This is a genomic window from Tepidibacter sp. Z1-5 (genome assembly GCF_037844525.1).
Lineage (GTDB): Bacteria > Bacillota > Clostridia > Peptostreptococcales > Peptostreptococcaceae > Tepidibacter_A.
On sequence record NZ_JBBMMD010000009.1, the window covers coordinates 1 to 14,675 of the forward strand.

General features: G+C 25.3%; 7 protein-coding genes. 1 reads left to right on the forward strand and 6 read right to left on the reverse strand.

What is annotated here, in order from left to right; all coding sequences use genetic code 11:
* Nucleotides 1–281: 281 nt before the first annotated feature.
* From WJW32_RS02040 to dptF, 4 genes are all read right to left on the reverse strand, one after another.
* Complete coding sequence (locus tag WJW32_RS02040; RefSeq protein WP_340254239.1) at nt 282–2,036, reverse strand: AIPR family protein; 1,755 nt, start codon at nt 2,034–2,036, stop codon at nt 282–284.
* A gap of 319 nt (nt 2,037–2,355) precedes the next feature.
* A complete protein-coding gene (dptH, locus tag WJW32_RS02045; RefSeq protein WP_340254241.1) occupies nt 2,356–7,530 on the reverse strand; it encodes a DNA phosphorothioation-dependent restriction protein DptH in 5,175 nt (1,724 codons plus the stop codon).
* The gene (gene dptG / locus WJW32_RS02050; RefSeq protein ID WP_340254244.1) at nt 7,511–8,935 is read right to left on the reverse strand and encodes a DNA phosphorothioation-dependent restriction protein DptG; all 1,425 of its coding nucleotides are present in this window, start codon (nt 8,933–8,935) and stop codon (nt 7,511–7,513) included. The genes dptH and dptG overlap by 20 nt, the downstream gene beginning before the upstream one ends.
* Before the next feature lie 4 nt (nt 8,936–8,939).
* Entirely contained in the window at nt 8,940–10,736 is a 1,797-nt protein-coding gene (gene dptF / locus WJW32_RS02055; protein ID WP_340254247.1) for a DNA phosphorothioation-dependent restriction protein DptF, read from the reverse strand.
* Nucleotides 10,737–11,251: 515 nt separating this feature from the next.
* Here dptF and WJW32_RS02060 point away from each other — a divergent pair.
* On the forward strand, nt 11,252–11,800 hold the full coding sequence (locus WJW32_RS02060; protein WP_340254250.1) for a nucleotidyltransferase family protein: 549 nt from the start codon (nt 11,252–11,254) through the stop codon (nt 11,798–11,800).
* A 62-nt stretch (nt 11,801–11,862) separates the two neighbouring features.
* Here the strand turns inward: WJW32_RS02060 and WJW32_RS02065 are convergent, their stop codons facing one another.
* Nucleotides 11,863–13,851, reverse strand: coding sequence for a histidine kinase dimerization/phospho-acceptor domain-containing protein (locus tag WJW32_RS02065; protein WP_340254253.1), 1,989 nt, complete (start codon nt 13,849–13,851; stop codon nt 11,863–11,865).
* Nucleotides 13,826–14,515, reverse strand: a complete 690-nt coding sequence (locus tag WJW32_RS02070; protein ID WP_340254256.1) for a response regulator transcription factor — start codon at nt 14,513–14,515, stop codon at nt 13,826–13,828. Before WJW32_RS02070 ends, WJW32_RS02065 begins: the two co-directional genes overlap by 26 nt.
* Between the last annotated feature and the right edge of the window lie 160 nt (nt 14,516–14,675).

Below are 14,675 nucleotides of genomic sequence, written 5' to 3' on the forward strand. Positions count from 1 at the left end.
TGCAAATCAAAAATAAGAAATAAATTTTAAAAATCCAGTATACTAATTTTTCTAGTTAGTTATACTGGATTTTCTATTTCAAGACGGTAAATCTTTGACGGATACCATTAAATTTATAAAAAAATACTTCTATGTGCTCGATTTCTCATCAAAATCATTTAAACACATAGAAGTATTTTTTTATCATAAACAATTTTCTAATCATATATATTAACAAATAATTATTATTTTATTTAATTTTTCATTTAATATTGCTATTCTTTGTTTTATATATTTAAATTTTAATCAACTGTTAATGCAACTTCTTTAGAAGATATTATATTGTTAATAGTTGCATTTATAACATCAACACTTTCTTTTCTTTTTAAATACTTAATCATATTGTTAGTAGTTTCTTCATCCAATGTTTCTAACTTACTTACCATTTGCTTAATTGCTTCATCATAAAACTCATTTAAATTTAATTCTTCATTAATTATATCTAAATTAATCTTTTCAATTTTTTTATTATCATTTTTACTATTATTGATGTTTATTATTAAATTTCCTAAAATAGATGAAATATGATAGCTTCCATAAAGTATTAAATCTGTAGTTAATTGATCATCTATATCTTCAAAATTTGTATTTTTTTTCTTATTCTCTACATACATATATATTAAATGTGAAAACATAAGTTTAGCAAATGAATTACTATTAAATATATTATTATATTCTTTATCAAATACATCTTTTTTGCTACTTAATGCTCTATGAGGTTTTCTCAAAATTATTCCTAAATAAGATTGTCCTACTTTTTCATTTGTAATAATCTTTTTCTTATCTACATCTTTAAATTCATTTCTTTTTCTTTCAAAATAATAATTATATTTATTATTTATATATATTTGGATATTCAATTGTATTTCATCATTAGCTCTTAAATCTCTTAAATTTATAGGATTTTGATTATTAGTTGCTACAGTAATTTTATCAACAATTTTTTTATCATCAGATGCATAAATTTTAATTAGTACTTCTGTATCACTTACAAGTTTTCCATCTTTCATTGCTTTATATAAAGTAGTAGATGTTTGACATCCGTTTATAATTTGTACATTATCTATTTTTATTTTTGCCTCGTTAGGTATTTTATCTACAGAAAATGTATCACACATTATAGTGATTCCATTATTTAAAAACCAAAATAACCTACTTTCATCTTCATCTACACAGGTTTCATATATGCTTTTATTTACTTTTCCTCTCTGTTCCAAATACTTTCTTATATTTTTATCAAATAATATATCATTTTTATCTTCACTTATAAGTTTGGCTATTTCCGAAGCCTTAACAGTACATACAACACTTTTTAAATTATTCTTATATGTTTCTATGAGTGATGGTCTATTTGCATCATATAATATATTTAAGTTAGTATTTATTTTTTTATTTTTCATCTCAATTAATTTTAATTCTTCATTAATTTCTTCTACTCCTAATAACTGAAATTTGAAATTACCAAAACCAACTTGCTCATATTTTTTAACTATTTCTTTTAATTCCTGATCAAATTCACCTCTATAATCAATATCATTGGTATTACCTAAACAAGCATAATAAACTTCAATATGAACATTACTATATGAATATTCTTTTAAAACTGATCTTACTTCTTTTATTTTTGAAATAAATTTTTTATTTTTATTTAATTTCAATGCATCATTAGTTTTTTCAAAAATCCATTCTAAACCATTCTTCATATGTATTAAAGTGTTTGATTTAAATCCATTTTGATTTTTAACTTGAAATATTTTAATTATTGCTTCTTCATCATATTTATGAATTGATATAATATCAATCTGTTTGTCTTCACTTCCATCAACTACATCTGACGAACCTTTAATAATATCAGATATATCTGTATCACTATATTCAATATCATTATATATACTATAAATAAAATACATAAATCCTAAATCTTTATTCTCTATGCTATTATCTTCACAAAATTTGTCAAGTTTTAACTTAACCATTGTTCTTATTAATCCACCCACATTGTCACCTCATTTAAGATATTATGTCTAAATTATAACATTTTTATTATATTATGTAAATATTTGTTTTTTATCGTATTTTTCCTATATACTGTGTATATATTTCAGATCTTATAAATTGTTAAAGTTTCTAAATTTAATAGCAATTATTTAAATAGATTGTATTCTTATTTAAAAGTTTCATTATAATTTTACTGTTTATATTAGTATAGTTTTAATCAATAAATCTTAAATCTATTTTTAATAAAACAAACTTAAACTTTTTATTTGTACAATAAAATGACTACCTATATTTCAAGTTATAGATAGTCACCAATATTTATTGTTTGTTTAACTCCCAGAATGCCTTATCTCTAATATATATAGGTCTATTTTCCTTAGGTATCTTAACTAAACTTTCATGCTTAGCCAAGCTCTTAATCTTATTGTATATACTATCTTCTTCTGCCTTTGATTGAGTATTAAATATATATCTAGCATCCTTGTTACTTAAATCAGAAACATTGTGTATTACCCATGTTAATATATAGTTTTGATACTCATTTTCGGATGTAGCAAAATGACTTAAAAGCTGAGTAGATAAAATCGTACCTACCCCAAACATTCTACCTTCTTTTAATATCTTCTTAATAGATATAAAGTTCTTACTTAAGAAGTTATCAGCTTCATCAACAAGTATAGCTTTATTTAACTGTCTATATCCACGTTCTTGCTTACTCTCTCCTACAACTAACATCTGAGTATAGAATATATCTAAAGTTATTGCAACAACTAAGTTTTGTATAGCTTCATCATATCCACTTAAATTTATTACAGTCACACCTTCAACTATATCAAATAGATTTTTCGTTTGACTTGTATCTGGCTCAAATATTTCAAACTCATCTAAGTTCTTCATAGCTGCATATAAACTATCTTCTTTAACATCTTCATTATTCAAGTATATAGAGCAAACATCTCTTATAGTTGGAGCCGGATTTTCCCAAGTTCTCATATTAGCCTTGTTTATACCTTTATTGGCATAAGCTTCCATTATTAAATCTCTAAGTAAAGTTTCTTGTTTTATACCTAAATTAAATGCCTTAGATATAGTTTCTTTTAATGTATTTGCTGTATGAAGAGGTAATAATGGCTTTGGCTTATCTGGAAGTAATAATGCTAATGGGTTATATGGAAGATGGAAAATATCATAAACCTTAGCATCAGTAGCATTTACGAACTCTTCATCTATATAATCACCTTTATAGTCAAATATAAGCATTCCTATTGGCTTACCACCTACATTATGCTTTTGTTCTCTATATAATTGAGTTATAAGTGACTTTGTAAATTGAGTTTTTCCAGTACCCATGGTTCCTATTATACCTGTATTAGTATGCATAGTTTTTTCTGTATCTGTTGGATACCATATTAATGGCTGTTTGCTATTTATTTCTGTACCAAACATTATCTGAATTGGTCTAGTATTTATTTCCTCAGCAGCTTCTCTTATTATTTCTTCATTTATATCTTTAGAGTTTTCTCCATCTGTATAATCGACTTTTGTTTGTAGCTTTTTAGAAGCTTCTACTGCTACCTCTTTATATACTTGATCATTCGTTGATTTATATTTTCTTATTAACATTTTTTCTACATCAAAGTCACTTTCATTATTTATATATCTATTCTTCATTTCTTCTAGACTTCCAACTATATTGCTATACCCTTCTTGTTCTGCAAGTTCTAATATTGATATATCATCTCTCATAGCCAAGCCTGAATTAAAGTGAGCATCTTTTCTAAAAGATATTACAGATCCTCTTCCTATATACTCATCTAATTCATTGCTTATTTCATAATCGTCATTTATTAATTTAGTTCTAATGTCACCATTTATAATACTACTCCAATTTTGTTCTGGCCATATATTGTATAGATCCATCTTTTCAGCACTTACTATAGCTAGTTGCATCATAAAGTTTCTATATATCTTCTTAATAAACCTATTAGCATCCTCTTCATTTTCTATAAGGAATTCATCTAATAAGTTTCTAGTATGATTAGCTTGTATTATAGCCTTTGAAATTACACTTTCACTGTTTTCTCCTATTTTAACTTCAACTGGATAATAATGTATTTTTACATTTCCATCATTATTTTGTATACCTATTAATAATAAATCATCTGAGTATGATTCACTTTTTCCAGTAAGGTTCTTAACTGTAAACAAACCATCCTTTTGATTTAATCCAGCACCACCTGATACTCTTAATATCTCTTCTAAAGACACTGGTATCCATATTATATCTGGATGATATAAATAAGCTAAGCTTACTTTAATAGCAGACAATATACTTAGTTTTTCTCTAGGAAATTGAGACTTACTTGATATAAGTCTTAATAGCCAGTCACCATTTACTGCATTAAAATAGTTTATTACCATTGGCACGGTATTTTCATTGCTTTCTATTTTCTTACTTTTTAAAAATTCTTCTACTATAACTTGATATTGTTTAGATCTTCTTGTAACAGTTATAGCATCATATCCACTTGATGAAGTATATTGATCACTATAGTGTATTATAAGTAAATCTTTAGATTCAACATCATTTTTAAAGAAGTTTAAATCAACCTTTGGATCTATAAATGTTACCCAATGCGAAGCATTATATATTTTATTTAAAATGTCCTTATTTTTTTCGCCTACAGAACTTGTAACACTTAAACTCTCATTAAATGGATCTCCTGTTCCCACTGACTTTATTACTGAGTTCATCTTCATTGCAACTTTTAATACTTCATTTTTATCTTCTGGTATGAACTTAGATCCAAATCCTGTTCTATATGTATCCTTCAGATAGACAGATGGTACTCCAGATATTAATCCATCTAGTGATACACCTGTACTTATATCTTCCATAGAACTACTAGTTATATATACATCTTGGTCTATTTCATAGAAAGTTAAATGACTATATTCATACTTTTGTTCATTTTTATCTTTTTTATAGAAATGAACTTTTTCTCTAAACATGTTTATAATATCTTCTTCGCTATATTGTTCTGTTTTTATGTTTATACCAAAGTGATTCTTTATATCTTCTATAGACTCGTAGAAAGATATTTCTTCAAATGCATTAATTATATTTTTATCTCCATATATGTATATATCTATAGATATTAAATCATTTATATCTACATCCTTCTTATTTATAGCTTTTACGTAATAATCATATATCCCTATTAATACTTCTTTGCAATCTCCCAAATTTATTAATTTCATTTTTAATTTTGAGTCTTTATTGTACTTAAATAAGTATGCAAAATGATCTATAAATTCATCAATTTTTTCTCTTGTAAGTTTAGATACATAGTCTCTAGACCCTTTATACCTTGACATTTTATAATCAACATAATATGTCCACTCAGGAGAATGATTTTGATCTACTATTTTATATAAATTGCTTTCTTTATTATATAAATAAGGCATTAAGTATTTAGAATTTAGGTTTTTTAGTATATCTTCAACTATTTCTTCATCTTCTAATTTTTCATTTAGTAATAGTTGATAAGCAACATTCAATGGATGTAGCGGAGTTAGTATTATTTCTTTATCTCCATCTAGCTTTTCTATTTTACTTATTTTAGCAAGATTTCTTTGCTCTTTAGATAAAACTTCTTCGTTATTGATTTTATTTAATACCTCTATAAACTTATTTACATAAGCTTTAGATATACTTACTAAATCATCGTCATAGTAAGCTAAACTAGGTAGTAATTCATTAACTCTATAGAATTCTATTAGTCTATTGTAACTACTTTTTAATTCATCATCTATATCTAACTCTTGTTTTTCTAAAATATCTCCATTTAACTTATAATAAAGTCCACCTTCTTCTATTATAAGTTTTTCAAATTCTATATTCTGCTTAAAGTCTTCCTTAGCAAAATACTCTGTAGTCCCTTGAGCTATTTTATTATTATTTAAATACTTAAAGCTCTCTTTTTTTTCCCTCTTTAGCTTCCATACCCTAACACCAGTTGCAACAGTAGGTCTATCTTTTTCTTCTTCCTTAGCTAATGATATAACTGAACCACTGTAGTTTACATCTACTTTTACATAATCTGTATCATCCTCTATTTTTACATCAAATATTAAATCTACACTTTCATCTTCATTTACATTAGCAGTATCATTTAATTCTCTTATGTACTCTTGACTATTAGTAGACTTACCAGGATTTATAGTTATTTTGTCTTCATCACTATTTATAACTATAAACTTTTCCTTAGCTTTAGATGGTATAGTGTAATTTGTCTTTATACTTTGCAGAACATTTTCATTACACTCTACTACTGCTATTTTAAATGTATACTTTGCTTTATCATCGTTATATCTTACTTTAGTAAAATATGTTTCACCTTTATTAGGATGTAAAATCACTTCCACTTTCTTACCTGGTGCGTTGGCTACTACAGTTTTATCTGTTTTTATATATTCTTTTTTTATATATCCATCGAATTTAAATTCTAATTTTATATTATCTAATTTATTTTTATTAAATATTATTATATTCCTAGTCCTTTGACCAGCTTTTGAATTTCCTTGTGGTCTATCCCACAAGGATACATCATTTTTGTATACTATTTCTTCAAATTGTATTGGTTTTACTGTGTCATGTGCATCTTTTGATTGTTTTACTTCTTTATAATCTACACATTGCCAGCTTTTATCCTCTTTTAATTTACTTATACCTTTATTATCAAAGTATTTTTCTAATTCTATTTCTGGATTTCCATATTTATGTATTGAGTCTACATTTGCAAATATATTGGCATTTTCATTAAGCCTTTGTTTTATAACTTTAGTATCATTTATTTGTGATAAGTTAGAGTCGTAAAACAATCCAAAATCATTATATTCTTTTTTGTCTACATAACCTTTGTTTAATACCTTTAATATATCTGTATATTGGAAAATCGAAGTATTATCTTCAAACATATTGTTGTTCATTTTCTCTAAAACAAACTCTAATATATATTTATCTTCAGTATTTAACTTACTATATGTTAACTGATTTTTTATATCTTTCACTATAGATTTATTGTGAAATGGCATACCTTCTTTTTGGAAACTTTCTGTACCTTTTATAATACTGTCTAGCGTTGTATTATGTATAAATAGTATTGCAGTGTTTTTAAATCCTTCTTGTGTTTCATCTCCAACCATATTTCTTAGACGAATCAAAAAATCTGCCGTAATATTGTCTATAGTAGCTGAAACTATAACCTTTATTCCTTTTATATCTACGCTATATGTTTTATAAGTAACATTATCACTTATCTTATATGTAAATTCCTCACTACTATTTTCATTTTTTAGTGAATCATATAGACTTTTAACTTCTTCTTCTTTTTCAAATTGGATATTGAATTTATCTCCACTTTTTAATTCTCTATTATTAAAGTATTCTACAATCTTCTTTGATAAATAACTATAAAATTGATCTAACATATTGGGCATCACCACTATCACTCTTCTTCTCTATTAAATTTAATTTCTCAAATAACTCAACTATTTTACTTTGAGAATCTCTATCTAAATATAAACCTCTTTTTTTATACTCTTCAAATAAATCCTTAAGCTTTATTCTTTCTTTATCTTTTATACTTACCTTAGTTATAAATAGTAGGTATTCTTGGGTAATATTTAGGGTATATCCCAAAGACCCTCTTCTTCTTAAAAAGTTAATTTTGCAAAACTCTTCAAACCACTTCTTGTATGATTCATACGGTTTCTTTCTACTGCTACTTTTATTAAATTGATGATCTATTGTTTTAAATAATTCATATATAGTATTTTGTATATCATCATCATATTTTCTATCTACATTAAACTCATCCCATACTACATCTGTTATATTTTCTTTATATAAAAAAACTATTTGAGATATGTTGCTTTTAACTTCATATTTCTTATCTTCATCATAGCTACTTATAATTTCTTTTATATCATAGTAGTCATATGATATATCTTGTTCGTTACTATTTAATATCTCTAATGTATTAGCATGAGAGAATAAAGGTCTAAGAGTACTCTCTAACATTTTCCATCCCTTCAAGTAACTAGTACGAGACTTAGATGCTGTTTCCCAATCTAAATTAAAATATAGTTCCTCTTGTTCATATGGATTATAATCAAAAAACTTAGATAGCTTTAAAGATAACTGTGATACATAGAAGAAATAGTAGTATTTAAGAAGTTTTTCAAAATCTTTTATGAAAAATTCTGGGTTATCTAGCATAAAGCTAAGATCCTCTTTAAATATAGACGATACATTATAAACACAGTTTTTGTACTTCTGTTTTGATTTACTTTTATTTTCTTGAAGCTCTGGTAAATTTTCTAATAATAATAACTCCATTACGTTTTCTGGCCTATATTTAAAACACTCTACTATTTTATCTACTACATCATTATCCTTATCGTTTAATAAAACATCATATAAAAAATTAGCTAGTGACTTGTTATAGTCTCCTTTTTTTATATCTATATAGTTTAATAACAATGGATGGAAAGTATATATATTTCCCTTTTCATCGAAGAACAGTTCTTTTATTATACTTTTCAGTGCTATTTTGTCTTCAGGTTCTACATCTACATCTTTTATAATGTTATCAACATCATTTATATTAATATCATCATTCTTTATTTTCTTTTGATATATCCTTCTACAAAACTCTCCTATACAAACTTTAAATCCTTGAATAAACTCTTTATGTTTATTTTCATATTTAGTTGTATAAGGTAATATACCTATATTTTTACCTGTACTATGTTTTACGCTGTTCTTGTTTTCATTTTCTTTAGATAAACTAAAGTCACTTCTAAATTTATCTCTATTTATAACAAACTCCACTGATCTACACCCCATTTATACTTTCAAATTTATAAGATTCGAAGTTTTTATCGTAAACTAATTTGTACTTAGAAGATGTATTTCCACTTCTATCCTCTATAATTACTTCCTTAGATTGAGTTCCTAACTTTGTCATTTTATTTATAAACTCTACAAAATTTATATAGTTGTATTTATCCGTTTTATTAGGTCTATATCCATTTTTTATTGCCATAAGTAAACTATATAAGTTAAAGTCTATATCTATTTCATGGGATTTATTTTTTTCTTCATTTTTAAATCTAAGTATCAGATTAGAATTAAACTTATGTAATTCTTCTTCATCACATTTATTTAAATTAGATATATCTGCATCTATATTTAAGGTTTGACTTACTTTATATCTCATTTGATTTTTACCAATAAATATGTTTATATTTCCTTCTATACTTTCTCCATTCCATTTGTATATAGAAGACTTAACATCATCATAAACTCTCTTTAATTTTTTAGCTAATCCTTTATTCCAATTATATAAATCTTTCATATATTGATTGTATATATTGTCTTTTAAATTTATTTCATCATTATTAGGTATAAATAGATATAGTCTTATAAACATTTTTATAAGATTTTCTTTTAATATATCACTATCTCTTTTTAATTTACTTTTTACAAAAGCTTCTTCTAAAGCTTCTTTATTACCTATCGTATTTTCTAAATAATGCCCTTCATCTAGTTGTAGATACTCTCTAAAAATAACACTCATATCATCAGTTATATTTAACTTAATTATTAAACTATCTAATTCTTCATTTCTTATATGAACAGAATCTAATGTAGATACTGAACTTAGTATATTAGATAACTCACTGTGTTCAAATAAGTTACTTGTAAACATGTACTTTATAGTATCTATAAGCTCTAGACTGCTTATTTCTTTTTGTAACTCTTTTGTATTCATATTATCAAGGTTGTTGTTTACTATAAAGTCATATACGAAGTTCAGTAATGATCTAGTTGACACTATCATTTTGTGTTTAACTATAGCTTCTATAAGTAATGTACTTACCGTTGACTTTATATTATCTTTCATTAACATTTCATAGTTTAACTTTACAGGACATTTATATTTATTCTCACATGATAAACAATAGTTTTTATATGATTTATAAAATATGTTTTCCTTATGATCATTGGTTATTTTGTTTATTATATCTTCTATGTATTCAGATCTAGGTCCATCTTCTTTTAAGCTATACATATGGTAATCACTAAAATTTATAAACTGAAAATTAGAACTCTCATCAAATGAATTGTCAGTGATTGATGACTCTAATATACCTTTTTCTATTACATACTTTCTTAACTTTTTGAATCTATCTTTGTATTCAGAATCTATAAAATTATTAAGTGCTCCTAAATTTATAGCAAGTATAAACTTTTCATTACTGTTTTCTATATTTTCATCACTAAAAGCATCTAATACATCATTAAGTGTATCTATAGATGTTTTTTGTGGTTCAAAACTTTCCGTAGCATCATTATGTTTTTCGAAATTATTCATAAGATCTGAATTGTATTTCATAAAGTATGATATTAAATGAGATTTACCATCTCCAACTCCTCCACATACAAGTATAAGTTGTGATTTATTTGATTCATTAGTTTTTTGTAATAGATGAAAAAGTTCATCCTGAACCTTTCTTTTCACATGTATATATTCTTTAAAAGGACTAAAAGAATTTAAATTTTCAACAGCTTCTTTAGAAGACTCTTTTAATTTTTTCAGTTCTTCAACTAAACAGATTTTACTTTCCATACAACGTTCCCCTTCGATTTTTAAATTATTTTGCATAATTCTTCCTATCATATTCTAACACATTTTTACATATTATTCGAAATTGAATATTCTATAATTTAACTTTCTATAATATTCAGTGTTTTATTTAACTTTTATTTTTTAGAATTGAAGCTTGCTAATAGACTTAGATTCCTATTAAAACTTTCTATGGAAATGTTAGTGAATGCTTTTAGATATTTTGACTAATATAACTTAGGTTTTATCGTTTAATAATCCGTTGAGAAATTTATGTGTCTGACCGTAGGGAGTTCGTAAATTTTAGGATTATTAATAAGATAAAATCTTAGTTATATTCAAAATATCGTTGTATTCACGGTATTTTCATAGGAAGTTTTTGATAACCCACAGAACAAAAAGAACCTAGATTCTATTTTTACAAAATCCAAGTAACAATTTGAAAATAATGTTAACATTCTATATAATTGAATAAGAAAACTACAATAAGATTATTCTAATTAGAGGTGAATTTAGGAATGTTTAATACCTTAAGTTATATAGCGGAAAAACTTAATGCAGGAAAAGTTTTATGGGGAGTTGGTGCCTCTATATTATTAAATCATTATGGCCTTATAGATAAACCTAATGATATTGATATTTTGATAGATCTAAATGACATTGAAAAAGCAGATACAATACTTAAAAGTATTGGAGAAAAGAAAGTTTGTGAAAAGTCAGATACTTACTCTACTAAATACTTTTACGAATATGTTGTAAATGGCGTTGATATTGATGTTATGGCGGGATTGAGTATTAACCATAATGAAGGAATATATAGATACAGTTTTGATGATAACTCAATTTTACAAAATACAAAGATCAATGGTATAAATATACCTCTAACTTCTTTAGAAGATTGGTATGTTCTATATCAGGTAATTCCAAATAGAGAAAATAAGGTTAATATGATAGAAAACTATTTATTATCAAATGGAATAAAACAACCTAATTTATTAGAAAAAGCATTAAAAGGAAACTTACCAAATATAGTAAGAAATAATATTGAAAGATTGTTAATTAGATAATTTTCTTATAACTAAAAAAGGATTTATTATTATAAGAAATCCTTTTTTAATTAATTCAAATATTATATTTTCTTCTGAAATTTTATTATCAACTTAAATAAATCCCCATCTACAACGATATTCATACATCCATTTTGGATATCTACTAAGCTCTTAGCTATGTTAAGACCAAGACCTGAGCCTTGTATATTTCTTGATTTATCTCCTCTTGTGAATCTTTGTGTTATCTCAGACACATCAAAGTTCATTTCATAAGATGATATATTTTTAAATACTAATTCAACATTATTATCACTATCAATTATATCTATATATACCCTTGAGTTTTGCATTGAATATTTAAGTATATTTCCTATAATATTTTCAAATACTCTATAAGTTCTTCTTCCGTCTAGTTCACAAAAGACCTTGTACTCGGGCATATTTATTTTAAAATCTAATGTACTTGTATTAATTTTTTCATCCATTTCACCAAGAGTCTGTCTAAATAAAGATATTATATCAACTGTTTCTATATTCATTTCTATATTCCCACTACTCACCTTACTAGCTTCAAATAAATCTTCTATTAAGACTTTTAATCGCTTTGATTTAGTATCAAGTATATCTATATACTTATCTTTTTCCTCATCTGCTATATTCTCATCCTTTAACAGATCTACATAATTTATAATAGAAGTTAAAGGAGTTTTCAAATCATGAGACACATTAGTTATAAGTTCTGTCTTCATATTTTGACTTTTAGTTTCTTTGTCAACAGCCACTTTAAATCCAGTTTTTATATTATTTAAATTCTCGGCAATACTAGACAATATCCCTATATCAGCATCTATATTTACATTGAAGTTTCCATTAGCTAACTCACTACTTTGCTCATTGAGTTTCCTGATAGATTCTAAAAATTTCATTGTATACTTAAACATAAATACTGTATAGATAATAGCTATAATAACCCCTAGTCCTCCAAATAAAGCTATAATCCAAAGAACTATTAAATTAGCACCAAACAATATTATAGCTTTCTTATGATACGGTTTACTTGTATCTATCTTCCCAATGCATTTAGCTATATCTTTTATTTTATAATTCGATTTCAAAATTATTTTTCCAAAGATACTCTTGTTTATTAATCCTTCTTTAATTCCTTCATTATATATATGCTTTACATATACTATACTCAAATGTACAAGTAGATATAACATAAATGTCAATGGTATACCGATGATATAAAACTCAGGTTTTGCATATATAATAGCACTCATAATATCTAATACTGAGTTCTGATGATCGAAACCAATTGCCATTATACCCATGCTTATTCCAAAGAATATAAACCACATAAGTAATTTTATTTCTAAATAAGATTTATTAAACAATCTACAAATACCGATTTGGCTTTGTTTAGAGTATGGAACAATTCCAGCTCTTATAATTACCAATAAACTTCCTATTAAAAGTATCGTTATAAGCAATATAATGTAAGGAATCACATTATATTCATTGACCTTGCTTATTAATAAATCATTATTATCAATCAACTTTTTAGGAATAAAATACTTAAAATCTAAATTAGCGTAATTGATTTTATTTTCATTTTCCAAATTGTATTTAGAAACAAAAGTAGATAATTTAAATGCTTTGTTAGAAGAATATTTTGTAACTATATCTCCATTTTCGTCAGTTACTATATTTATATAAAACTGACTATTTTTGATATGATCTTGTACAGATTCATCATCTATGTTAGACATAGTAAATGTTTTATTATTGTCAGTTATATAATATTTAATATTTTCTACAGATTGATATCGTTCTCCATACCATCCTCTTTGTTCTCCCATTTTACTTGATATTAAATAATCAGTTAATTCTGCTAAGGTATACATAAACTCTTCACTTTTTATATATTCTTGTACGTAATTTTTAGAACCAATCATTTTATTTTTTATAGGTGTATATATTCCAACTGAAATAATAGACAATATTAATATAACTATAATAGTACTAAGTGTTGATTGTTTAAATTTATTGTTTTTCAAATTTGTATCCAATTCCCCACACCACCTTCAAATATTTTGGATTCTTAGGATCTATTTCTATTTTTTCTCTAATTCTTCTTATATGGACAGTCACTGTATCAGCATTGTATGCAGGTTCGTCCCATACTTTTTCATATATTTCCTGTATTGAGAATACCTTATTTGCATTACTCATAAGCAAGTGAAGTATCTTGTATTCAAGTGGTGTTGTCTTTATAGCTTCACCATCTACAGATACTTCTTTGCTATCATCATTTAACTCGATACTTCCTATTGTTATAACATTTTTCTTTTCAGTAACTTTGCTAGAATAACTCATATACCTTCTTATATTCGAATTAACTCTAGCTATTAATTCAAGAGGATTAAACGGTTTTGTTACATAATCATCTGCTCCTATGTTAAGTCCCAGTATCTTATCCATATCCTCAGATTTTGCAGATAACATTATGATGGGAACTGTGCTTTTTTGCCTTATTCTCATAGTTGCATCAGCACCATCAAGTATAGGCATCATAATGTCCATAATTATTAGGTGTATTTCTTCTTTATCAAATATTTCTAAAGCTTCCTTCCCATTATACCCCTTAAATACTTTATAATTTTGATTAGTTAAGTAAATCTCTATAGCATCTGTTATTTCTCTCTCATCATCGACAACAAGTATATTATACATTTGTTTCCCCCTATATTTTTAAGATATCTTATAAAAACATAATAACATATAGTTTCTAAGATTTTACTATTATAATTCTTACAAATTTCTTAAGATATAATAAAAAAACAGGAACCCGACTAAAATATCAGTTTCCTGTTTTCTATTACATTAATATTCC